This is a genomic window from Prosthecobacter sp. (genome assembly GCF_044378005.1).
Classification (GTDB): Bacteria; Verrucomicrobiota; Verrucomicrobiia; order Verrucomicrobiales; family Verrucomicrobiaceae; genus Prosthecobacter.
This window is the reverse complement of record NZ_JBILYB010000104.1, coordinates 1-22109: the sequence shown is the minus strand read 5'-3', so window position 1 is coordinate 22109 and position 22109 is coordinate 1. Positions and strand designations below refer to the sequence as shown.

Sequence of the window (22109 nt, the reverse complement as noted above, 5' to 3'; positions counted from 1 at the left end):
CTCCTGCGTCTCGGCGAGGCCGCCGATGAGCGACCCGGCGAGGCGTTTGCGGCCAAAGATCAGGCCGAAGGCGGAGACGGGCATCGGTTTGTCCGGTGCGCCGACGAGCGTGAGCGTGCCGTCGGTAACGAGTAGGTTGAGGTAGGCGTTGATGTCGTGATCGGCGGAGACGGTGTCGAGGATGAAGTCGAAGCTGCCAGCGTGCTTTTGCATCTCGTTCGCGTCGCGGGTGAGGATGACTTCATCGGCACCGAGGCGCAGCGCGTCGTCTTTTTTATTCGCAGAGGTGGTGAGCACGACGGTGTGGGCACCGAAGGCGTGCGCAAACTTCACGCCCATGTGTCCGAGACCGCCGAGGCCGATCACGCCGACTTTTTTGCCCTTCACATCGCCCCAGCGGCGGATGGGCGAGTAGGTGGTGATGCCAGCGCAGAGCAGCGGGGCAACTCCGGCGAGATTCAGATTCGCGGGCACCTTCAGTGTGAAGTGCTCGTCCACGACGATGCTGCTGGAGTAACCGCCGTAGGTCACGGGCGCGGTGCCGTGCTTGTCGGGCGAGTTGTAGGTGAAAATGGCGTGCGGGCAGAACTGCTCAAGGTTCGCCGTGCAACTCGGGCATTTTTGATCCGAATCGACGAGGCAGCCCACGCCCACGATGTCGCCGATGCGATGCTTGGTGACGGCGGAGCCGATCTTTGTCACGCGGCCGACGATCTCATGTCCTGGCACGCAGGGATAGGTCGTTGGCACGGCACTCCATTCGTTGCGGACCTGATGCAGGTCCGAATGGCAGACACCGCAGTAAAGGATGTCGATCTCTACATCGCGCTCGGTCGGTTCCCGGCGAGGAATGCTGGTGGAGGCGAGGAGTGACGTGGGACTGGAGGCGGCGAAGGCTTTGGCGTGGGGCATGGGAAATGGGGGTGAACTGCTGCGGTGACTAGCGCGACGATACGACGCGCCGCAACAGGCGATTGGCCGCGCATCAAAGTCACGCGGTTGGCTTCGGCGGCAGCGCCGCGATGATCTTCGCGATCTGCGCACGATGAATCGCCATGTGCGAGGCGGCGAGAGCGTGCCAGCCCGCAGCATCGAGCGGGCCGAACCAGGGATGCGCATATCGCGCGGCGGTTTTCAGGTCCGGCACGGCGGCGGCAGCAGCCAGCATTTCATCACACGAGGCCTCAAAAGCCTTCTCCACCGCCGCAGTCACATCGGTGCGGGGTTTCACATCGGCAGTGCTGGCTTTCTTTGTCAGCACTTGGCCATGCGCGAGCGAGGTGATGACCATGGCAAAGATCGAGTTTGTGATGCGCAGGTGCTCCAGCGTCATCCAGACGGACCAGTGACGGCTGCTGTCTTCCAGACCGCGAAGGCGTGGGATGAGCACCTGCTCGCCGAGCCGTGCTACATCGCAGGTGGCGAGCCATTCGCGGATAGCTTCGCGTTCCTGCTCAAAACGGGCCGTGAAGGACTCGCGAGTGCTAAAGCGCCGTTTCAGTCCGAAAAGGACGCGGGCGATCCAAAGCTCAGGCGCGGGCAAACCGGCTCCGGGAGGTGCCAAAGTGGGGGCAGCGGTGGAGTTCATATCCGGCGATGATTCCGCAATGCTTGCATAACGCAAGTGATAATGCTTTTGAAATGCAAGTGATTGTGGCGCATGGTCTTAGATGCCGAAAAAGTCCTCCACGAAGTCTGCGAAAGCCGCCCCACGCCGCTCGCCCTGTCCGGTCGCCTGTGCGCTGGACTTGTTTGGCGACAAATGGACGCTTCTCATCATCCGCGACCTCGTGCTCGGTCGCAGCCGGTTCAAAGACTTCGTGGAGTCGCCCGAAGGCATCCCGACGAACATCCTCAGCGACCGCCTGGAGCGCCTGCGTGATGGCGGCCTCGTCCAGCACATCCCCGCCGCCGATGGCAGCAAGCGCCTCGCTTACGAACTCACGGACAAAGGCCTCGCGCTGCGCCCCGTGCTCCGCTCCATCCGCGATTGGGGCCTGAAGTGGGAGCCTGGGACGAAAGCAGCGATGGAGATGGCTTGAGGATCACTCGGCTCACACCGTGCAACGCAGATGGCTGATCTGCGCTTCGTTGTGCGTGAGGTGGTAATGGAGCGTGATCGGACTGCCGGGGAAAGTGCCTGAGACGATGCCGCTGATCACGCTGCCTGCGCCAGTGCTTGAGACATCGGCCACAACGAGCTTCGGGGCATAGTTGGTGAAGGCGTTTGCGATCCAGGCCTGGATGGCCGCGCGGCCACGGTGAGTGTGGCCTTCGTCTTCGACGACGGCATCTTCCGTGAAACAGGCGCTGAAAGCGGCGCTGTCTTCGTCATTCATGTGAGCGACGAAGCGGGCCAGCAATGGAGTGAGTTCGATGGGCATGATGGGTTTCAGTGGGTGGGGTTTGAACAAAGGTTCGGCCTCCGACCCTTCCACAGCCGATAGGTTAAACAAACGCTACTGTATTGGCCGCAAGATGCATTCCCATGGCTTTCTCGCATTCAGTCCACCACCGGCACGACGAGGCGCGAGGGATGTTCGGCATCGCAGTAGATGCAGTTGGTTTGTTTTACTTTTTCGCCGGTTTCGCTCCAGGGCTGGGCGGTGCTGGGGTTCACATCGAAGCGGGGGTAATTGCTGGAGGTGAGGGTGACGCGGACACGGTGACCGGTGTTGAAGATCTGGCTGGTGGACCAGCAATCGACGGTGACTTCCTCGATCTGGCCGGGCGTGAGCTGTTATGGTCGCGTGGTGACTTCGTGAAAGCGGGTCTCGTAGTCTTTGTGGTTGGTAGCCATGAGGCGGTCCCAGACATTGAAATAGAGCCCGTAGTTACCGCGCATCTTCTCGTGGTGCTGAACGTGGTTGGTTGGCGTGTTGAGCACTTTGCCCAGCCAAGATTTCATCAGCCAATGCGGGAAGTATTCATAGCCGGTATGGCCGAGCACATTGAAGACGATCTGCCAGATCATGAAGGCAAAGAATGCCAGTGGATGCATCGGCACGGTGAAGGCGAGCAAAGGGAAGATGCAGGCCTGCATGAAGGCCTCCAGTGGCGCGAAGGAATAGGCGGCCCAGGGCGTGGGATTGGTGCTCTCGTGATGCACTCGATGGAACAGTTTAAAGAGACGGCGGTGATGCATGAGCCGATGCGTCCAGTAAAACCAGGTGTCATGCACGACGATGGCGACGCCGATGCTGGCCACGAACCAAGTCCAGCCATGCGAGTCGATCTTCCGATACATTTGCCACCCGTAGGCTTTGCCGATAAGGATCGTCACGACTCCGACAAGGCCGTAAACGAGCGCGGTGATCACGGACCACTTCATCTCGCGTCGCACATCACCTGCTGCTGGATCACGCTGGATGATTTTCCGCCGCCACCAGCGCTTTTTAAAGATCACATAGGCGAGGAGCCAGGCGATCCCTGCGACGAGCGCATAGCGCAGCCAGTTTTCCATGGCGATGCCGACAAACATCTGCACGGACTTGGGCCAGCTTTGAGGGATGAATAGATCGCGGAACATGGGAGAGTTAATGGCGAGGCTGCGGTAAACTCCAAACTTCAGGCGTTCTTAATCTCGGACGCACCTCTCCATTGGGAATGATGATCCTGGATTGCCATTCGAGAGCGGGAACCGTGGCGCGTGAAAAAGGCAGCCCGTCCTCCGTGCTCCAAGCATCGCTTTTCGGGTCGTAGATCAGCGTGTCTCGTGGGAAGCCTGGATGAGCCGTGACGGGGATGAAATTCACGTTCGCTCCATCATCGCCGCTGAAGATGTGCAGCTTCCCGCTCAGGCTGGCTGCTGGCGATGGCGCGGCCACCGTCGTCCGGGGTAGATCCGCCAGCTTTTGCCAGCCCCGATCTTTGCTGAAGCGATACGCATCGCGAAGGTAGCTGCGCTGCGCTTTGCCATCAGGCCCTGCCGTCAGACTCACGCCGCTGAAGATATAAAAAGCATCCTCCAGCGCGCCTGCGACGGCCAGCATCCTCGCAGGACCGGGCCAGGAGGGCAGCACCTGCCAGCTTGGCTCGGCGGCATCGAGATCGAGCGCCCAAAACGTGGCTAGCGCCGTCGTGGAGGCAGGGGTCTCGATGCCTCCCGCGATATACACTGTGCGTCCCACGAGAGCGCCACAGGCATTGGCACAGGCTTTCGGCAAAGAGGGCAGCGGCGTACTGGTGATCTGCCCCTCTTTCCACGTCAGGCGAAAGCCCTCCGCGTAATGCTGCATCGCATCGCTGCCACCGAAGCACAGCACGCCATCGTCAGCGCTCATACTGACTCCGTAACCCAAAGGCCGTGCCATCTTGAAGCCGCTTTTCCATTCCCCTTCCGGCTGCTCCAGCACGAAGACGCGGTCATACCAGACCTTCGTGAAGACATCGGCCCATTTGTCCTTTGGAATGTTCGCCCCGCCTGCCACGATCAGGGCTCCGTGACTCACGCCAGCGAAGGGTGCCGCGAAGCCTTCGGCATCGGGAAGCGGCTTGAGCTGAGTCCATTCGTCAGCCGAGGCTTCCAGCAGCAGAAGGCCGGACAGGACAAAGAGGAGTGGAGACATAAAAGCGCTCATGCCATCAGCATGAGCGCCTTTGATTAAGATGCCAAGCTTCCGCTCGGATCTGGCGAGAAAAGACAGGTCAGGAGGGCTGGCCCGCGTAATCGCGCATCGTATTCAGCATGATCACCACGGAGCATGCACCAGCATCGGGGAAGCCCAGGCAGGCTTCGCCGAGAGTCTTGGCACGGCCAAACTGGGCGATCATGGCTTTGCTGGCTTCTTTGCCAGCCTCGCCAGCTTCTGCGACGGCTTTGAGAGCTTCAGCAAGAGGCAGCGCCACGGATTCACGAGCCTTCGCGGCGGCAGGAGCCACGGCGTCGATCATCGTTTTGTCACCCGGCTTGGCTCCACCACGTTTCATGACACCTTCCAGCGCGGCTTCGAGCAGCAGGGCGAGCCCTTCGGCATCAAAGGCTCCACGCCCGGCCTGAGCCTTGCCACCAGCGCGGTAAACGGTGCCAAAGATGGCGCCCGAAGCGCCGCCCATGCTCGTCATCATGGCAGTGCCCGTGGTGACGAAGACTTGCTCCACGCTCGCAGGATCGAGCCCGCCGAGCTGGACCTTCACGGCTTCCATGCCGCGCTTCATGCCGAGGCCATGATCACCATCGCCGAGATCTCGGTCGGCTTGAGAGAGCATCGGCTCAGCTTCGATGATGGCATCGGCCACCTGCATCATCATCAGGCGGACTTGGTTGGGTGAGAGTGACATGGCTTGGATTACTTGGTGCCAGCTGCCTTGAGGTCGTTGTACATCTGGAAGCCCTGCTCAGGTGTGAGGCCTTCATGCACCACGCCACGCACCGCCTGCATCATGCTGATCGGCGCGTCGCTCTGGAAGATGTTGCGGCCCATATCGACGCCGTTCGCGCCCTGCTGGATCGCGTTGTAGCACATCGTCAGCGCATCGAGCTCAGGGAGCTTCTTGCCACCGGCGATCACGATCGGCACGGGGCAGCAGGAGGTCACGGTTTCAAATTCGGTTTCGGTGTAGTAGCACTTCACCACGTTCGCGCCGAGCTCCGCCATGATGCGGGTGGCGAGGCGGAAATACTGCGCATTGCGTGCCATCGCACGACCCACGGCGGTCACGCCCATGACGGCGATACCATAACGTGATGCGGCATCCACGAGGTCGGTCAGATTCTTCAGCGACTGGCGCTCGTAAGCACTGCCGATGAACACCTGCACGGCAAGCACGCTGGCATTCAGGCGGATGGCTTCTTCGATGTTCAGCGCGGTGCTTTCATTGGAGAGTGGCTCGAAACCTGGGCGGCCAAACTTGGCTTTCTTGCCGTCGATCTCGCCTTCCCATTCTTCGAAGGGGCTGACCATCGAGGTGCCGCCGGATGCACGAAGCGCGATGGCTTTCGTGGTGCTGGCTGGGATGACGCTGCGCTGGATGCCACGCGTGAGCATGAGGCAGTCGGCATACGGTTCGAGGGGCATGATGGTCTGGTCCACGCGCTCCAGGCCGGAGGTCGGGCCCTGGAAGTAGCCGTGGTCAAAGGCGAGCATGACGGTGCGGCCATCCTTGGGATTGAAGACCTTGCTGAGGCGATTTTTGAGACCCCAGTCATACTGGTGGCAGCCCTTGAGGAAGAAGCCGGGGGCGGCCTGGGGCACGTTGGTGAAATATTCTTTTTCCTTCTTGTCTGCTGCGCTGGTGCTGATGTCGGCCATGGTGGTGCGGTGTGTATGAGTTGGGTGTGCACTTCATAATCAATGAGGTCTTGTCTTCCATGCCAGCATCCGCCAGAATTGTGTCTGATTCCGCAATCTGTTATGCCTGACCTCCCCTCCATCCTCAGTGTCGTGCCTGCTGGCTCGGCTCACCGCGTGCAGGGAAACCGCTCGGTGGCACTGCCCGCTGTCACGGTGGACATCCTCACCACGCGGAAGATTGAGCTTCAGCAGTGGGAGCTCCGCCGTTTGAATGACCCCTACTGGCGGCTTTACTGGCCGATGGAGACTGGAGGTGTCGTGGAGATCGGTGATGTGCAGACGGCGCTGAAGCCTGGAAACGTGTATCTGATCCCGCCGCACACGACTTTCAGCACGGCGACGATGCATCCCTTCAGCAAATGGTATAGCCATTTCAATCTCGGGCCGCTGGCGGATCGGGCGGCACCTGGGATCTATTCATTTACCAGCACGCCAGCCATGCGTTCACTGCTCAATGAACTGATCAAACTCGGTGCCAAGCCTGGCAGCGTGCGTTTCCCCTGGGTTTCCATCCAGCTCGTCACTGAGGTGCTGCAAAGATTACCCGGCAGTGTGTGGGAACATCAGCGGCTTGATCCTCGTGTGCTGAAGGCGATGGAATTCATGAATCAGCATCTCGGGCTGAAGCTCACGGCGGACCAGATCGCACGGCACTCCGGGCTGAGTGTGCGGAACCTGAATCACCTTTTTCAGCAGGAACTTCAGCAGCCGCCCATGCGTGTGCTGCTCGACTACCGTCTCGACGAGGCATGTCGGCTGCTTCGCCACACGGATGACAGCATCGAGGACATCGCCGAGCAATGCGGTCTGGTGAACCGGCATTATTTCAGCCGCATGTTGCGCCAGTATCGCAACACCTCGCCTGCGGCCTATCGGCAAGAGAGCCTGGCGTGATTTTTTGCTGGTCGCCGATGTAGCAGACTTTAAAAGAGGGGCATGAATTTGAATCTCCAGGGAAAGACCGTGGCCGTCATCGGCTGCGCCACGGGCATTGGTCGCGCCATCGCTGAAGGCTTTATCGCCGAAGGCTGCCACGTTCGCGGCTTTGACCGGCTGAAGAATGCCGACTTCATCACGGAAGGCAGCGTGACAGATTTCGAAGCCGTGAAGCACTTTGCGGCGGAGACAGAAACGGTGGATCATGTCGTCTTCTGCGTCGGTGTCGGCTCGGGCAAGTTTGGGTTTCCCTTCTGGAATGTGCCGCCATCTGACTGGGCTCGTGTGCTGGAGGTCAATCTCATCGGCGCGGTGAATGTGGCCCATGCCTTTGCTCCGAAACTCATCGCACGCGGGAGCGGCTCCATGCTCTTCCTCGTCAGTGTCGCGGGACAAATCGGTTCACAAACCGACCCACCCTACAGCGCCTCGAAGGCAGGCTTGATCAATTTTACGCAATGTGCGGCGAAGGATCTCGGGCCGCACAACGTCCGCGTGAATGCTCTGGCTCCAGGCATGGTGAAGACAGAACTGAACCAGTCCATCTGGGCCGCCGGGCAGGCCAAGCTGCCCGAGTCTCAGCGTGTGAGTTTTGACGATTGGGCGGCAGAGAAGATCAAGAAGGTGTCCCATCTCGGACGCTGGCAGATGCCCGATGAATATGCCGCGATGGCCTGCTTCCTGGCCTCCGATCATGCAAAGAACATCACCGGCCAGACGATCAACATCGACGGCGGGCAGGTGATGCATTCGTGATCACTCATACAGCCTGAACAAGCCCGAGTGATCCAGATCTCCGAAGCCTTTCTCGTGTACAAATTTCTCCCACTGCACGAGCGAGTTCTTCAGGGTCGGTGAGTCGAGGCCGACCGAGTCCGCCAGTTCACACATCAGGCGCACATCTTTGAGCTGAAGCGTGGCACGACCACCCGGCTCAAAGGCACGCTTCACCATGCGGTCCCCGTGCAGGTCCAGGATGCGGCTTTCCGCAAAGCCGCCAAGCAACGCCTTCCGAACTAACGCTGAATCGACACCCGAAAGCTCCGCCAGGCGCAAAGCCTGCGCCACAGCATCAATGGTCTGAGCCACGATGAGTTGATTGGCGAGCTTTGTCACCTGCCCTGCCCCGCTGGTGCCGAGATGCGTGATATTTTTCCCCACCACTTGAAACAAGGGCAGCGCTCGCTGGAAGTTCGCCTCACTGCCGCCTGCCAGGATTGTCAGCGTCGCCGCTTCAGCACCGACCTGACCACCGGACACCGGCGCGTCCACCCAGTTCACGCGTTTGGCGAACTCCTTCGTTTCGGGCACTCCCGTGGTGCCGAAGTCGATGATCAATGCATCTGGATGCAGCCCCTCGATCAGCCCGCCTTCACCAAAGACGACCTTCTCGACAACATCGGTCATCGTGAGATTGATGCAGATGATGCCCGGCCCGATCTCACGAGCCAGATCAGGCAACGTCGCGGCACGCTTCATACCCTGCGCCACCGCTGCCTCGGCAGGCACCTCACTGCGATTCCACACCAAGACTTCTGCGCCTGCCTCGTGAAGGTGGCGTGCATTGGCACGTCCCATATTACCGAGTCCGACGAATCCGATCTTGTGCCCTGTGAGTGGTTTGTTCATGTTCGCTGATCTCACATCAGGCAGTGCCTGATGGCAAATCTCTTCCCCATCTCTCATGAAAATCATCATCACCGGCGGCGGCGGCTTCCTCGGCCATCAACTCTGCCAGAAGCTTCTCGAACGCGGCACCCTCTGCGGCCAGAACGTCAGCGAGATCGTCCTGCTAGATGCCTTTTTCCACAAGCCCACCACCGACTCTCGCGTGCGGCAGGTGCAGGGCGACATCGGCGACCGCTCCACCGTCTTCAGCGCGGTGGGCAGCAAAGTAGATGTCATCTTCCACCTCGCCTCCATGGTCAGTGGCGAGTGCGAGGAGCGCTTCGATGACGCCCTGCGCGTGAATCTCGACGGCGGCAGGAATGTCTTCGAGGCCGCGCGTGCGGCCGAGGGCAAGCCGCGCGTCGTCTTCGCCAGCAGCGTGGCCTGTTATGGTGGGCTGGACATGTCCGGCATGATGTCTGATCTCACGAAGCAGCTCCCACAAACCACCTACGGCATGACCAAAGCCATGTGCGAGATGATGGTGAATGATCACACGCGTAAAGGCCACTTTGATGGCCGCAGCGTGCGCCTGCCCACCGTCATCATTCGCCCAGGCAAGCCGAATGCCGCCGCCTCCAGTTGGGCCAGCGGCATGTTCCGTGAGCCGCTCAATGGCGAGCCCTGCCTGCTACCCATCCGCCGTGATCAGCCGCACCCGATGACTGGCTACCGCACCGTCATCGAAAGCTTCATCTCCCTCGCCGAAGTCTCGGAGGACAAACTCGGCAAAGACCGCGCCTACGTGCTGCCAGCACATCGCGTTACGCCGCAGATTGCTGAGAAAGTCATCACCGAGGTGGCTGCGAGGCGCGGCATTACCCTCGGCCCCATCGTCGATGCCTTCGATGCCCGCATCCAGGGTATCGTGGACAACTGGCCGCAGCAGGTGGACGGCAGCCGCGCCGTGGCGATCGGCGTCCCGCAGCCTCCGGCGCTGGAGGAGATCGTGAGTCAGTATCTGGCTGATTTTGGGCCTCGCTAGTTTTTGCGAGTTCGGCGCAATCCGAGACCCATGAAAGAGGGGGTGGACGTATGGCTTTATGTCCTTTGCCAAAATCCCCCCTCATGGCTGAAGTATCCCCCCATTTCCGATCTGTCCTTATAACGCTCTCCCTGCTGACGGTGTGCACGTCTGCCGCGCCTGTGGAGCATCCCGGCGCTGCCATCTATAAAAAGCACTGCGCCGAATGCCACGGGGATCGTGGCCAGGGCGTGGAGGATGAATACGACGAGCCGCTGACCGGTGAAAAGGCGGTGGAGGCTTTGGCAAAATACATCGACCGCACGATGCCGGAGGATGACCCCGATCTATGCAGTACCGAGGAGTCCAAACTGATCGCGGAATACATTCACGGGGCGTTTTACTCGCCTGAGGCGCAGGCGCGGCTGAATCCGCCGCAGAAGGAGCTGAGCCGGCTCACGATCGAGCAGTTCCGCACATCGGTGATGGACCTGATCGGGCGTTTCCGCATGGGGCCAGGCTTTGACCGGCCGATCAATAACGAGCATGGCCTAAAGGCGGTATATCGCGGAGTGGAGTTGCCGAAGCCCGGAGAGAAAGCCGTGGATACAACTCCGAAGAAGGGCATCAAAGCGAAGCGCCCCAACAAGACCATCGACCGTGTCGAGCCTGGGATCTCCTTTCACTGGGGTGCAGACAGTCCTGTGAAGGAAGTGCTGGAGGCCGAGCAGTTCCAGAACCGCTTCGAAGGCAGCGTCTATGCCGCAGAAACCGGCGTGTATGAGTTTGCCGTGAAGTCGGAGAATGGTTTCCGCCTTTGGATCAATGACAGCAATGAGTCCGACCCATTGATCGATGGCTGGGTGAGCGCCGGGCCGCAGGTGCGTGAAGAGAAGAAATCCATCTTCCTCATCGGTGGACGTGCCTACATGCTGCGGCTGGAGCACTTCAAATTTAAAGAGAAGTCCGCGTCCATCGAGCTGTGGTGGAAGTCACCCCATGGCGTGAGGGAACTCATTCCCGCCCATGCATTGCGCACGGATCGTCCACGCGAGTTGATGATCGTAAACACCGAATTCCCCGCCGATGACAGCAGCGGCGGCTACGCACGCGGCACCACGATTTCCAAAGCTTGGGACCAAGCCGTGACGGATGCCGCCATCTCCACCGCCGAGCATGTGATCGAGAACCTGGATGAACTCGCCCAAACGAAAGCGGGAGCGCCAGATCGTGGCGAGAAGCTGCGCAAGTTTGCACTCACTTTCGTCGAGTCGGCCTTCCGCAGACCTTTGAGCGATGAGCAGAAGGCTTTGTACATTGAGGCACAATTTAAAGCGGCCAAGTCTCCCGAGACAGCCGTGAAGCGTGTGGTGCTCTTCACGCTGAAATCGCCGGAGTTTCTGTATCCGAACCTGCGTGACGATCAAAAGCCGGATGACTTCGAGATTGCCTCACGGCTGGCTTTGTCGCTGTGGGATTCCATTCCCGACAAGAAGCTCACTCAGGCCGCTGCGACTGGGAAGCTGAAGACCGCGGACCAAGTCCGCGCCGAGGCGCAACGCATGATCGCGGACTCGCGCACGAAGGCGAAGCTGCATGGCTTCTTCCATCACTGGCTGGAACTCGAACGCGCCGAAGGTGCCTCCAAAGATCCGAAGGTCTTCCCTGACTTCACGCCCGAGATGCTGGCCGACCTGCGTGAGTCACTGCTGCAATTCATTGATGAAGTCGTGTGGAGTGAGAAGTCCGACTATCGCGAGCTGCTTCAGGCGGATTACCTGCTGATGAATGAGCGCCTCGGCAAATACTACGGGCATCCCGTGACGGGCGATGAGTTCCAGCGGGTTGGCTTTGATCCGAAGCAGCGCGCGGGTGTCATCACGCATCCGTATCTGCTCGCCTCGCTCGCCTACACGAAACAGTCTTCGCCGATTCATCGTGGCGTGTTTTTGACGCGCAACATCGTTGGCATGTCACTGAAGCCACCGCAAAAGGCCGTGGTCTTCGAGGACAGCCATTTCAATCCCAAGCTGACCATGCGCGAGAAGATCAGCGAACTTACCCGGAGCGGTGCCTGCATGAGCTGCCACAGCATGATCAACCCACTCGGCTTCAGCCTGGAGAATTTCGACGCCGTGGGCCGCTGGCGCACGAAGGACAACAACAAGCCCGTCAATCCGGTGAGCGAGTTCACCACACATGAAGGCAAGCTCGTCCGTCTCACTGGACCGCGCGACATCGTGAACTACGTCGCCGCGAACCCCAGCGGTCACCGAGCCTTCATCCGCCATCTTTTCCATCATCTCGTGAAGCAGGAGCCCACCGCCTATGGTCCCAAAGTTCTCGATGATCTCCAGCGCAACTTCGCCGCCAATAACTGCCACATCCAAAAGCTGCTCATGGACATCGCCCTCGTCGTGGCGATGGATGGAACTACCGCCAAACCTTAAACCTTGAATCCCCCCACATGAAACACCTCCACCGCCGCCAATTCCTCCGCGACCTCGGTATCTCCGCCGGAGCACTGCCCTTCCTGACCGGACTGCCAAGCATCACGGGTGCTCCAGCTCCCCAGAAACGTCAGCGGCTGGTCATCATGTTCTCGCCGAACGGCACGCTGCCGAATGAATTCTGGCCGGATCAGGAAGGAGCGGATTTCAGCTTCAAGTCGATCCTGAAGCCACTCGAAGCCTACAAAGATCGCATGCTGATCCTGCATGGAATCGCGAACAAAGTTCGCGGCGATGGCGACAGCCACATGCGCGGCATGAGCTGCCTTTTGACCTGCGATGAACTGCTGAAAGGCAACATCATGGGCGGTGGTGGCAATCCCGCCGGCTGGGCAAGCAACATCTCCATCGACCAGGAGATCAAAAACTTCCTCCAAAGCCGGGCCGAGACGAAAACGCGCTTCGGCTCGCTCGAGTTCGGCGTCGCCGTGCCGGATCGCGCCGATCCATGGACGCGCATGAGCTATGCCGGCGGCAACCAGCCCATCGCCCCCATTGATGACCCGCATCAGGTGCTGAAGAAGGTCTATGGAAAGATGAAGGACAAGGACAGCCTCGTCAGCATCCTTGATCACGTGCGCAATGACTTGAAGCGCGTTTCATCCAAGCTCAGCGCCCGCGACAAGGCACTGCTCGAGCAGCACATGACGCTCGTACGCGGTCTCGAACAGGATTTGGCAGAAGCCGACAAGCAGGGCAAGCTGGTGCATCCCGTGCCTCAGGTGGACCCGAGCATCGAACTCGTGAACGACAACACCCCGCAGATCAGCCGCATCCAAATCGATCTGCTGGTCAACTCACTCTCAAACGACATGGCCCGTGTCGCCACACTGCAATACATGCGCTCGGTCGGCATGGCGCAGATGCGCTGGCTCGGCGTCGAGGAAGGTCACCACAGCCTCTCACACGATCCCGATGACAAAAAGGAGAGCTACGAGAAGCTCATGAAGATCAACACTTGGTTCGCCGGTGAGTTTGCCTACATGGCCAAGCGCCTGAGCGAAACGCCAGAACCTTCTGGCGAAGGCAGCATGCTGGACAATACCCTGCTCGTCTGGACCAACGAACTCGGCAAAGGCAACAGTCACACGCTGGACAACATCCCCTACGTCATGCTCGGCGGTGGCTTCGGTTTCAAGATGGGCCGCAGCCTGAAATTCGACAAAGCCGCGCACAATCGCCTCTGGATGTCCGTCGCTCACGCGATGGGTCACACCGACTTGAAGACGTTTGGCAAAGCTGAGCTATGTGAAGGCGGAGCGCTGGCGCTGGCCTAAAATTTGGGTCTTGCTTTTGGTTTCCCGTCCCGGTTCAATCTGGAACCGGAACCAAGCAAACCCATGGAAATCACCACCACCGCCAAAACTCTTCTGGAGCACAAGGGATCGGATGTCTGGAGCATCGGCCCCGAAGCCACAGTGCTGGATGCCATTCGCTTAATGGCGGGCAGACGCATCGGTGCACTGCCCGTGCTGGAGTCTGGCAGACTCATTGGCATCATTTCGGAACGAGATTACATGACCAAAGTGATGCTCGAAGGGCGATCCTCGAAAGACACGCCCGTGCGGGCCATCATGACCCGTGAGGTGGCTGTCGTCAGGCCCGCTCACACTGTCTCGCAGTGCATGAGCATCGTCACGGAAAGCCGTGTTCGTCATCTGCCCGTGCTGGATGGCGAAACCCTGGTAGGCGTCATTTCCATCGGCGACCTCGTGCGGTGGACCATCGCCACACAGAGATCGACCATCGAGCAGTTGGAGAAATACATCTCCGGCGGCTACCCAGGCTGACCTTGGCCTGAACCAATAACGCCACGCTTCAAAAATCGCTCATTTTTTGACTGGCTCCGCAGAACTCTCGACGAGCCAAATCTCCGCACAGTCCCCAGGCTTTCCAGGCTGTTCGGTGGTCAGATTGAGGCGGAATTCGTCACCAGGTTTGAGGTCGGTGAGATTGAGAGGCTGGTCGCTTTTCCATACTTGGGTGGACCCGGTGATGAGCAGGATGCGGTGGCCAAACGGCTCCGGGCGCTGCATGTCGCCGTTGTAGTCTTTCACGAGCGGAAGCTGCCAGGCGATGTGGATTTTGTCGCTTTGGATGGAGACGATTCGGGCGGTAGTGGCGGTGGCGGCGAGATGGCTGAACTCGTCGCTGATGAAGGTAACGCGAGTGAAGTGGCCTTTGGCGTCCTGATAGCAATGGAAGCGGTAGCGCTGGCCGAGCGGGAGCTTGGCGAACTGGGTGTCTTTGCCGAGATGCTTGAGAGTATGCTTCTTGATGAGCGTGAAGTTCACGGGCTCGCCGGTTTTCTCGGTGAGGAACTGACCGCTGCCTGTTTTGGGATCTGCTGAGACGAGTTCGCCGAGGATGAGATGCTCTGAGAAGGGCGGTGGTTTGATGTCGTCCTTGAGCTGATACCAAGGCAGGTGCGCGTTGCTGAAATCGGTGCGGAAGGGGAACTGCTCGGGGTATTCTTTGGCGACGTTTTCGACGAGTTCCTGGTTCTGCATGCGACCGAAGCCGTAGCCCATGAGGCTCTCGCCATAGAACTGGTCCTGCACCTTCCAGCCTTGCAGGAAGATGCGCACGACACGGCCTCGGCGGAAGCCTTCAAGCATGTTGGAGACACTGACGGTGATCTGATAGCCGCTGCTGCCGAAGCGATCGGTGGGTAGCTTCTGCACGTCGAGGATGGAGCCGCCTTCGCCATCGACACCGGGGTTCCAGGTGCGTAGTTCGTCATTGGCCACGCAGGTCTTGGTGGTTTTGCCTTTGGCGAGCAGCTCCGCATACGCGGACTTGTAGAAGGCCGGATCGCCGCTGAACAAGGCCACGGTGACTGTCTTCGCCTCGGTCTTGGTGATCCAGCCCGCCACCCCACGCTTCTCGGTGAACTCGCGGAACTTCTTTTGCTGCTCGAGATCGGGCTTCTGGCCGTCGTCTGTGGTGAGAAGTTTGCCATCAGTTAGCATCAGGAAATCCATCTTGGCACCGAGCGGGACATCGCGCAGGTCGGACTCAGCGCCGCGATACTTCATGATGGCATACGGCGGCATCGTGAAGTCGATCAGATCTCCCTTCTCCGTGCGGAATCGGCCGCTGCGATGAATGAAGTCTGCGCTGACGAGTTCGCCGTGAATGCAGCGGGCGTCTTCGAGCTTTGGGAAGGTGAGTTCGCCAGCATGCAGAGGCAAACCGAGAAACAAAAGGGAGCAGAGAAGACGCATGAGCAGGCAGGGGATCACTTAAACGTGAGTGCGGTCTTGGGCAGCAGCGCTTTGATCTTTGCCTGGGTTTCGTCGCTGAACGGCTCTTTCACCGGCACGAGGCGCATGGACTTGAGGAAGGCGAAGTCAGCGAGCACGGCGAGGCGCTCATCGGGAAGCGGCACCTTGCCGAGTTCGAGATGTTCGAGCTGCGTGAGACCCGCGACGGTCTTCAGTTCGGCATCGGTCAGCTTTGTGGCGTTCGTCAAGGTCAGGCGGCGCAGCGTGGCGATGCCTTTAATGAGCGGGATGGAGTCGATGGACTCGAAGCCTTCGCCGAGCTGCAATGACTCCAGTGGAAGCTTGGCGATGTGAACCAAGGCCTGCGGCGTGGCATTCGAGGTGCCAATCTCAAAGCTCTTGAGCTTCGTGAGCTTCGCCAAATGCACCGCACCGGCATCCGTGAACTTGGCGTGAGCGAGGCTGATGCTTTCGAGGTTGGGCAGGTGATCGCAGAGTTCCTTCAGGCCTTCGTCGTTGATGCTGCTGCCGCGATGGCTCACCTTCACAAGCTTGGTGAAGCCCTCAAACTTGGCATACGCCTTCCCGGTGATCTTCGTGCCTACGAACGAGAACGATTCGAGGTTCTTCAACCCTGCGAGCTGCTCCATGCCAGCATCAGTGAGCGGGCCGTTGTTGGTGAAGCGCAGCGTCTTGAGATTCACGAGCTTCGCAATGTTTGGCATCCACGCATCATTGAACTTCGTCGAGATGACGTTCAGCGACTCCAGCGTCGTGATGTGACCGAGATGCTCGAAAAAGGCGGCGTCATACGGATCGTCTTTGCGATGGTCGTGCGGCCCCGTGTTTGGCACAGCGAGATCGACGAGCTTGAGGCTCTGGCCGTCTTCGGTCTTTTCGACTTTGCCTTTGGCAGCTTCGACGATGCGGGTGACGGCTTCGACGTGAGGATCGAGCGCGAAAGCGGAAACACTGAGAGATGCGATTAGAGCGAGGGTGAGTTTCATGGTGGTTGGGAGTGAGATTATTTCGCGAGCTGACCGTCGCGTTGGAAGGTCTGCCAGTCAGTGGCAAAGGCGGCGTTGAGGAGCCAGGAGGCGGTGGATTTGTCGCCGGAGAACTCGGCGAAGGGCGCGACGGGCAAAGTTTGGTAGCCGCCGTTTGTGGCGTTCCAGTTTTGGCCGAGGTGGCCTGATTCGGCTTTGAGTTCGTTCAGCTTCACCCCGCCTTTCGATAGATCAGCATCGGCTGGCACACGAGCGGCGAAGCTGTGACGCAGGAAGGAGAAGACGAGCGGCCAAGTCTTGTCGCCGGGGCCGTGCCCGGTCTTCGGCTCGACGGCGTAATGCCACAGCGCGTGGTGTTTCTTCCGCATCGCTTCGACGACGGCCATGTTTTGCTCTTTGGACGGGCGGGCAAAGAAACCATCATCCTCGCCAAAAATGACCATGCCGGGCACTTGCGCCGCGCCGGGTTGATACACCTGAAAGGTCGTGCCGGGTCGCATCGAAACCCAGCCCCACACGCGGGCACCTTCTGTGGCCGTGAAGATGGCGGAGAAGCCGGTGCCGTTCGAGTGGCCGTAGAGAAACAGCGGCGCATGCGCGAGCTCAGGATGCCCCGATTTGGCTCCGAAGTCCTTCAAACGACCGTAAAGCAGGCTGCGAGGCCAGAAACCGCGCTGCATGGGATTGCCGACGAACTTGAAGACTGCGAGTCGCAGCTCGCGGGAGATCTTGCGAAGCTCTGGGTGCTTGTAGAGCGTCTCGCCGCTACCATGGCCCGTGATCGCGACGATGCCGCGCACGCTGCCGATGCCATCGGGCATCCACAGATCAAACTTCACGTCCTCTTTCTTGCCTTCGCCCTTCTGTTTCACGGCCTCGGTCCATTGCGCATCGCTAAGATCCCAATCCCAATGCTGCTCGATGACCTGATTCGCCGCAGGCGTGCCCCATTTGGCTTCATCAAGGATGATATTGCCAGCGCCTTGTCCCTTCACGCCCGCATTCGCCCGCACCCAGCCAAGGCTGTGGCACTCGGGGAGTTGGAGCGTCTCGGTGAGTTCGATGTCGGCGGCCATGGCGCTGCCTGCGAGCAGCATGAGAAGCAACGACGCATGTTTGAGATGAGCTTGAATCATGAACGTGGTGTTTTGGATCAAATCACTTCGCTCACCGGCCCGAGGCTATCGACGAACTTCTCGGCATTTACTTCCATCTTTTGCAGCATCGTCACCATGACGTTGCTTAACCGGGCTTTTTCGTCCTTGGGTTTGCCGCAGAGGGACTTCCATTCGTCGTAGCTGAGGGTGTAGTCTCCTTTGAGGTGCGGGCGGTTGTAGTCGATGTGCTGGCCGTGCTTGAGGCCGAGGTTTTTGCCACCGGCGAGGAGGATGGGGAGGTTGCTGTTGCTATGGCTGTGGCCGTAGCTCATGCCGCTGCCAAAGAGAATCATGGTGCGATCGAGCAGGGCCTCGTCGCCATCTTTGACGGATCGGAGTTCGTCGAGGAAGTGCGCGAACTGCTGCATGATGAAGGCGTCGCTTTTGGCGAGGCGGTCGAGGATGAGCGGGTCGCCGTTGTGATGTGAGAGGTTGTGACGGGCCTGCGTGATCTGGATTTCGGGAATGGCAAGGCCGTTGCCTTCGCTGCCGTTCATGTAGGTGACGACGCGGGTCATGTCGGTGCGCAAAGCGAGCACGATAAGGTCGAACATGCTGCGCCAGTATTCACCGGCCTGCGCTTTGGAAACGTCGCGCTTGAAGGGCGCGGCGAGCTTGGGGTCCACGACGGGCTTGGGCACGTCGAGCCAGGATTCGAGGCGCTCGGTGCGCTGCTCCACATCGCGCACGGCATGGAGGTATTCGTCGAGCTTCGTGCGGTCTTCGGTGCCGAGGGCGAGGCGGAGCGATTTGGCGTTGCCGAGCACGGCATCGAGCACGCTGCGGCGTTTGGTGAAGCGTTTGCGCTGCTCCTCGATGCCTCCGGCTTCCTCGCCGAACAAGCGATCAAAGACGCGACGGGGATTGTCATCGGCCGGGAGCGGCACGCCATCGCGCGAGTAGGCGAGGCAGTCGCCATTGCGACCACCAGAGCCGATGGAAAGCTCCAGCGAAGGAAGGCGCGTCTGCGTGCCGGTGACCTCGGCCATGAGCTGGTCCACGGAGACGGAGTTGACGTATTTGCGGCCGCTTTGCGCGTCGATCTTCGCGCCCGTGAGCCAGGTCTCGGCGCAAACGTGCGCCTGACCGATGCCATTCGGATGATGCAGGCCGCTGAAGACCGTGAAGTCATCGCGATGCTTCTCCAGCGGCTGCAAGGACGGCGATAAGTCATAGCCACGCCCGGACTTCGTGCATTGCCAGGCCATGCCGTTCACACCGTTCGGGATGTAAACAAACACGCTGCGCCTTGGCTTGCTCGCCGCTGCAGCGGTAGCGCTGGCGCGGAGCGGAATCATCGCATTGAGCAATGGCAGCGCCACCGTGGTGCCGATGCCGCGCAGGAAGTGACGGCGATCGAGAAGCCAGCGTTGGGATTGGATGTTGGACATGGCAAGGTGGGATGAATTTAGGCAGGCAGTTCGAAGCCTTTGCGGTAGGCCTTGCGGATCAAAGCATCGGCTTCGGGCGCGTTGGTGGCTTTCATGGCGGCGCTGTCCCATTCGATGCGTTTGCCGAGGCGGATGGGCAGCACGCCGGTGAGCAAGGCCTCCGTGTAGGGCGCGGCATACGCGAAGTTGGCCTTCGCATCTTCCGGTTTGCCAGCGAGGCAGGCGGCGACCCACTCCTCACGATGACCAGGGCTGCGTGCGATGGTGCGTGGTGGGAGTTTGAAGCTGCGCATCTGGCTTTCAGGAACGATGCGTGGCGTGCCGGACCAGCCTGGGGCGATGATCGAGCCGTTATCGCCGAGGAAGAGGATGCCGTTGTCGCCGATCTTGCGTGCTGGATCGAATCCGGGTGGTGGCGCGGGTTTTTTGCCGCCGTCATACCAGGTGAGCTTCACTGGACCGCGATTGCCCTTCGCGGCGAAGTGCCAGGTGACGATGCTCCACACGGGGAAAGAATCCGCATTGGTCTCCGAGCACTCGGCTTCCACGGAGGTCGGTGAGCCGAGATCGAGCGCATACCAAGCAGGGTCGGCATTGTGCACCATCATATCGCCAAGCGCCCCACAGCCGTAGTCGAACCAGCCACGCCACTTCCGGGGCACATAGAGCGGGTGATAATCATGCTCGGGGGCTGCGCCCTGCCATTGATTCCAATCGAGTGTCGCTGGCACGGGAAGCTTTTCGCTAGGCCGTGGTTTGCCCTGTGAATCCCAGAAGGTGCCGGGGCGATCTGACCAGACATGCACCTCACTCACTGCGCCGATGGCACCCACGTCGATCCATTCCTTCGTGAGTCGCAGGCCTTCGCTGGCGTGGCCCGTGTTTCCCATCTGCGTGACCACTTTCATCTCGGCGGCCACCTTTGCCATGATGCGTGTCTCTTCGATGGTGTGAGCGAGCGGCTTCTCGCAATACACATGCTTGCCGAGCTTCATCGCCGCGAGGGAGATTGGCGCGTGCCAATGATCCGGTGTGCCGACCATCACGGCATCGAGGCCTTTCTCATTCGCGAGCATCTCGCGGTAGTCTTTGTAAAACGGCCTGCCGGGATAAGCCTTCGCCATCGTGGCCTCGTGCTTCTGCTCCACATCACAGAGCGCGGCGATTTGTACACTGGCAAAGGTGGCGAGATCACGCGTGACGCCACCGCCCTGGCCGCCGATGCCCACGCAGCCAATGTTCAGCTTCTCCGAAGGCGCAGGCACGCTGGGCGCACCGAGCACATGACGCGGGATGATGTTAAAGCCGAGAACGGCAGCTCCCGTGGCAATGAAGTCGCGACGAGTGGGAGTGGGCTTGAGATGCTTTTTCATGGATGGTGGTCGTGTGTGGTGATCTAGCGTTTCAAAAACAGCGGGCTGGTGACGAGGGACTCGATGAGGGAAAGAAGCTGGTAGTCGGACTTTTTCGCGGCAGCGGCGATTTGCTGGAGTTCTTCGCGGTCGGAGAAGGTTATGCCGCGACGCAGGGCGTAGGTGGCGAGTTTTTCGGTGAAGGCGGCGGCGAATTTGTCGGTGTCGGCGAGGAGGATTTTACGGAGTTCGATGGAGCCGGCGAACTTGCGGCCATCGGGCAGTTCGCCGCTGGGATCGAGCTTCGGATCAGCGCCGGTGCCGTCGCGCACAGTCTCCACGGTGCGCCAGCGGCCGATAGCATCGTAGTTGTCGAAGGCCAGTCCGAGCGGGTCGATCTTGTTGTGGCAGGCGGTGCAGTTTGGGTCGGAGCGGTGCTGCTCCAGCTTCTCGCGCACGGTGGATTTCTTCGTGTTCGGCGCGGGCGTGTTGAGTGCGGGCACATTCGCGGGCGGCGGCGGCGCGGGCTTGCCGATGATGGACTCCAGCAGCCACACGCCGCGATGCACCGGACGATGCCGCGTGCCGTCGGAGGTGAGGCTGAGGATGGAGCCGTGCGTGAGCAAGCCGCCGCGATGATGCTCGGGCTTCAACGCGACGCGATGCATGGCATCGCCACGAATGCCGCTGATGCTGTAGTGCTCGGCGATGCGCTCGTTCAGCATGGTCCAGTCGGAGTCGAGGAACTCGCGCAGGTGGCCGTTACGCCGCATCATTTCGCCAAAGAAGGCGACGGTCTCCGCGATCATGCTGCCTTCCAGATTTTCGTCGTAGTCGGGATACAGCGCCTTGTCCGGTGCAAACATGCCCACCTTGCGAAGCTGCAGCCACTCGCGCGGGAAAGTGCGGGCAAAAGCGACGCTGCGTGAATCGGCGAGCATGCGCTTGAGTTCGCTGCGGAGGTTTGGCTGGAGTTTGCCCTCGCGGGCGAGGTCGAGCAGGCACTGGTCTGGCATGGTGCTCCAGAGGAAATAGGAGAGGCGGGAGGCGAGTTCGTAGTCGCTCAATTGCTGGCGTGTCTTATTCGAATCTCCCTGCTGGAGATACAGGAAGCTATCCGAGCACAAAACGGCCACGAGCGAGACGCGCACCGACTGCTCGAAGCTCTCGCCGAGTTTTTTCGACTGCTCAAAGGGCTGCATGAGCTGCTCCAGCTCCGCCGCTTGCACCGGACGACGCCACGCGCGCTCGGCGAACTTCGCGATGATCTCCTTGGCATCCTGGCTCGCAAAAAAAATCTTCTGATGCGCGGCGGTGGGCCATGAATCGACGATGGGGCCGTCCCATTCGAGCGAGTCGATGATCAGCGTGGGCTGGATGGGCTTGAAGTCATCGTCGCTGAGCTTGAGCTGCCACGGCACGCGGCTTTTCAGCGTGGTGAAGGCATTCGGCGTGCCGCTGTGACGCGAGCGGCGGCCCTCGGGGTTCGGGCCGGGCACGGAATTGATCACGCGCACCGGATAGCTGCCTGCCGTGAGATGCACACGTGCCTCGATGGTCACCGGCTTGTCCTCCGGCGCATCGACGTCCTGCTCGATGATCGT

The 22109-nt window shown here is 60.2% G+C and carries 21 protein-coding genes and 1 pseudogene; 7 read left to right on the top strand and 15 right to left on the bottom strand.

The window, feature by feature from the left end; all coding sequences use genetic code 11:
* Positions 1-912 (bottom strand): NAD(P)-dependent alcohol dehydrogenase (locus tag AC6FTP_RS18140; RefSeq protein ID WP_497208324.1); only part of this gene is annotated, 912 nt, incomplete at its 3' end.
* A gap of 79 nt (positions 913-991) precedes the next feature.
* Entirely contained in the window at positions 992-1588 is a 597-nt protein-coding gene (locus AC6FTP_RS18135; protein ID WP_497208323.1) for a DinB family protein, read from the bottom strand.
* An 82-nt stretch (positions 1589-1670) separates the two neighbouring features.
* Here AC6FTP_RS18135 and AC6FTP_RS18130 point away from each other — a divergent pair, with 82 nt between their 5' ends.
* The gene (locus tag AC6FTP_RS18130; RefSeq protein WP_497208322.1) at positions 1671-2042 is read left to right on the top strand and encodes a winged helix-turn-helix transcriptional regulator; all 372 of its coding nucleotides are present in this window, start codon (positions 1671-1673) and stop codon (positions 2040-2042) included.
* Between the two features lie 12 nt (positions 2043-2054).
* Here AC6FTP_RS18130 and AC6FTP_RS18125 read toward each other — a convergent pair whose 3' ends face one another.
* The 6 genes and pseudogenes from AC6FTP_RS18125 to AC6FTP_RS18100 all read right to left on the bottom strand — a co-directional run bounded on the left by AC6FTP_RS18125 (position 2055) and on the right by AC6FTP_RS18100 (position 6251).
* On the bottom strand, positions 2055-2384 hold the full coding sequence (locus AC6FTP_RS18125; RefSeq protein WP_497208321.1) for a nuclear transport factor 2 family protein: 330 nt from the start codon (positions 2382-2384) through the stop codon (positions 2055-2057).
* Between the two features lie 119 nt (positions 2385-2503).
* Positions 2504-2725 (bottom strand): annotated as a pseudogene (locus AC6FTP_RS18120) (CocE/NonD family hydrolase C-terminal non-catalytic domain-containing protein); the annotation flags it as partial.
* A gap of 15 nt (positions 2726-2740) precedes the next feature.
* Positions 2741-3529, bottom strand: a complete 789-nt coding sequence (locus AC6FTP_RS18115; protein ID WP_497208320.1) for a sterol desaturase family protein — start codon at positions 3527-3529, stop codon at positions 2741-2743.
* 7 nt (positions 3530-3536) lie between these two features.
* Entirely contained in the window at positions 3537-4568 is a 1032-nt protein-coding gene (locus tag AC6FTP_RS18110; protein WP_497208319.1) for a galactose oxidase, read from the bottom strand.
* A gap of 79 nt (positions 4569-4647) precedes the next feature.
* On the bottom strand, positions 4648-5280 hold the full coding sequence (dhaL, locus tag AC6FTP_RS18105; RefSeq protein ID WP_497208318.1) for a dihydroxyacetone kinase subunit DhaL: 633 nt from the start codon (positions 5278-5280) through the stop codon (positions 4648-4650).
* Between the two features lie 8 nt (positions 5281-5288).
* On the bottom strand, positions 5289-6251 hold the full coding sequence (locus AC6FTP_RS18100) for a 3-hydroxy-5-phosphonooxypentane-2,4-dione thiolase (protein WP_497208317.1): 963 nt from the start codon (positions 6249-6251) through the stop codon (positions 5289-5291).
* A gap of 102 nt (positions 6252-6353) precedes the next feature.
* Between AC6FTP_RS18100 and AC6FTP_RS18095 the strand changes: the two genes are divergently transcribed.
* Together AC6FTP_RS18095 and AC6FTP_RS18090 are read left to right on the top strand one after the other, a co-directional pair.
* Complete coding sequence (locus AC6FTP_RS18095; protein WP_497208316.1) at positions 6354-7187, top strand: helix-turn-helix domain-containing protein; 834 nt, start codon at positions 6354-6356, stop codon at positions 7185-7187.
* A 42-nt stretch (positions 7188-7229) separates the two neighbouring features.
* On the top strand, positions 7230-7985 hold the full coding sequence (locus AC6FTP_RS18090) for an SDR family NAD(P)-dependent oxidoreductase (RefSeq protein WP_497208315.1): 756 nt from the start codon (positions 7230-7232) through the stop codon (positions 7983-7985).
* Here the strand turns inward: AC6FTP_RS18090 and AC6FTP_RS18085 are convergent, their stop codons facing one another.
* A complete protein-coding gene (locus tag AC6FTP_RS18085) occupies positions 7986-8858 on the bottom strand; it encodes an NAD(P)-dependent oxidoreductase (protein ID WP_497208314.1) in 873 nt (290 codons plus the stop codon).
* A 55-nt stretch (positions 8859-8913) separates the two neighbouring features.
* On the opposite strand from AC6FTP_RS18085, the gene AC6FTP_RS18080 reads away from it, so the two are divergent.
* The 4 genes from AC6FTP_RS18080 to AC6FTP_RS18065 all read left to right on the top strand — a co-directional run bounded on the left by AC6FTP_RS18080 (position 8914) and on the right by AC6FTP_RS18065 (position 14161).
* Positions 8914-9882, top strand: a complete 969-nt coding sequence (locus AC6FTP_RS18080) for an NAD-dependent epimerase/dehydratase family protein (RefSeq protein WP_497208313.1) — start codon at positions 8914-8916, stop codon at positions 9880-9882.
* A gap of 83 nt (positions 9883-9965) precedes the next feature.
* A complete protein-coding gene (locus tag AC6FTP_RS18075) occupies positions 9966-12311 on the top strand; it encodes a DUF1592 domain-containing protein (protein WP_497208312.1) in 2346 nt (781 codons plus the stop codon).
* Positions 12312-12328: 17 nt separating this feature from the next.
* Complete coding sequence (locus AC6FTP_RS18070; protein ID WP_497208311.1) at positions 12329-13648, top strand: DUF1552 domain-containing protein; 1320 nt, start codon at positions 12329-12331, stop codon at positions 13646-13648.
* 63 nt (positions 13649-13711) lie between these two features.
* Entirely contained in the window at positions 13712-14161 is a 450-nt protein-coding gene (locus AC6FTP_RS18065) for a CBS domain-containing protein (protein ID WP_497208310.1), read from the top strand.
* A gap of 39 nt (positions 14162-14200) precedes the next feature.
* On the opposite strand, the gene AC6FTP_RS18060 is transcribed toward AC6FTP_RS18065, so the two are convergent.
* The 6 genes from AC6FTP_RS18060 to AC6FTP_RS18035 all read right to left on the bottom strand — a co-directional run.
* Positions 14201-15598 (bottom strand): hypothetical protein, encoded by a 1398-nt coding sequence (locus tag AC6FTP_RS18060; RefSeq protein WP_497208309.1) that lies wholly within the window; start codon positions 15596-15598, stop codon positions 14201-14203.
* Positions 15599-15612: 14 nt separating this feature from the next.
* Positions 15613-16605: a leucine-rich repeat domain-containing protein gene (locus tag AC6FTP_RS18055; protein WP_497208308.1), complete on the bottom strand. Its 993-nt coding sequence runs from the start codon at positions 16603-16605 to the stop codon at positions 15613-15615.
* A gap of 17 nt (positions 16606-16622) precedes the next feature.
* Entirely contained in the window at positions 16623-17741 is a 1119-nt protein-coding gene (locus AC6FTP_RS18050; protein WP_497208307.1) for a dienelactone hydrolase family protein, read from the bottom strand.
* A gap of 17 nt (positions 17742-17758) precedes the next feature.
* Positions 17759-19153, bottom strand: a complete 1395-nt coding sequence (locus tag AC6FTP_RS18045; protein WP_497208306.1) for a DUF1552 domain-containing protein — start codon at positions 19151-19153, stop codon at positions 17759-17761.
* Positions 19154-19170: 17 nt separating this feature from the next.
* Positions 19171-20526: a Gfo/Idh/MocA family protein gene (locus AC6FTP_RS18040; RefSeq protein WP_497208305.1), complete on the bottom strand. Its 1356-nt coding sequence runs from the start codon at positions 20524-20526 to the stop codon at positions 19171-19173.
* A gap of 23 nt (positions 20527-20549) precedes the next feature.
* A partial coding sequence (locus AC6FTP_RS18035; RefSeq protein WP_497208304.1) for a DUF1592 domain-containing protein occupies positions 20550-22109 on the bottom strand: 1560 nt, incomplete at its 5' end.

Bases quoted from the DNA above. Each gene is read 5' to 3' on its own strand.
- AC6FTP_RS18045 (WP_497208306.1), bottom strand. From the start codon at position 19,153: ATGTCCAACATCCAATCCCAACGCTGGCTTCTCGATCGCCGTCACTTC.
- AC6FTP_RS18125 (WP_497208321.1), bottom strand. From the start codon at position 2,384: ATGCCCATCGAACTCACTCCATTGCTGGCCCGCTTCGTCGCTCACATG.
- AC6FTP_RS18050 (WP_497208307.1), bottom strand. From the start codon at position 17,741: ATGATTCAAGCTCATCTCAAACATGCGTCGTTGCTTCTCATGCTGCTC.
- AC6FTP_RS18095 (WP_497208316.1), top strand. From the start codon at position 6,354: ATGCCTGACCTCCCCTCCATCCTCAGTGTCGTGCCTGCTGGCTCGGCT.
- AC6FTP_RS18060 (WP_497208309.1), bottom strand. From the start codon at position 15,598: ATGCGTCTTCTCTGCTCCCTTTTGTTTCTCGGTTTGCCTCTGCATGCT.
- AC6FTP_RS18135 (WP_497208323.1), bottom strand. From the start codon at position 1,588: ATGAACTCCACCGCTGCCCCCACTTTGGCACCTCCCGGAGCCGGTTTG.
- AC6FTP_RS18090 (WP_497208315.1), top strand. From the start codon at position 7,230: ATGAATTTGAATCTCCAGGGAAAGACCGTGGCCGTCATCGGCTGCGCC.
- AC6FTP_RS18080 (WP_497208313.1), top strand. From the start codon at position 8,914: ATGAAAATCATCATCACCGGCGGCGGCGGCTTCCTCGGCCATCAACTC.
- AC6FTP_RS18070 (WP_497208311.1), top strand. From the start codon at position 12,329: ATGAAACACCTCCACCGCCGCCAATTCCTCCGCGACCTCGGTATCTCC.
- AC6FTP_RS18075 (WP_497208312.1), top strand. From the start codon at position 9,966: ATGGCTGAAGTATCCCCCCATTTCCGATCTGTCCTTATAACGCTCTCC.
- AC6FTP_RS18110 (WP_497208319.1), bottom strand. From the start codon at position 4,568: ATGTCTCCACTCCTCTTTGTCCTGTCCGGCCTTCTGCTGCTGGAAGCC.
- AC6FTP_RS18085 (WP_497208314.1), bottom strand. From the start codon at position 8,858: ATGAACAAACCACTCACAGGGCACAAGATCGGATTCGTCGGACTCGGT.
- AC6FTP_RS18100 (WP_497208317.1), bottom strand. From the start codon at position 6,251: ATGGCCGACATCAGCACCAGCGCAGCAGACAAGAAGGAAAAAGAATAT.
- AC6FTP_RS18115 (WP_497208320.1), bottom strand. From the start codon at position 3,529: ATGTTCCGCGATCTATTCATCCCTCAAAGCTGGCCCAAGTCCGTGCAG.
- AC6FTP_RS18065 (WP_497208310.1), top strand. From the start codon at position 13,712: ATGGAAATCACCACCACCGCCAAAACTCTTCTGGAGCACAAGGGATCG.
- AC6FTP_RS18130 (WP_497208322.1), top strand. From the start codon at position 1,671: ATGCCGAAAAAGTCCTCCACGAAGTCTGCGAAAGCCGCCCCACGCCGC.
- AC6FTP_RS18055 (WP_497208308.1), bottom strand. From the start codon at position 16,605: ATGAAACTCACCCTCGCTCTAATCGCATCTCTCAGTGTTTCCGCTTTC.
- dhaL (WP_497208318.1), bottom strand. From the start codon at position 5,280: ATGTCACTCTCACCCAACCAAGTCCGCCTGATGATGATGCAGGTGGCC.
- AC6FTP_RS18040 (WP_497208305.1), bottom strand. From the start codon at position 20,526: ATGAAAAAGCATCTCAAGCCCACTCCCACTCGTCGCGACTTCATTGCC.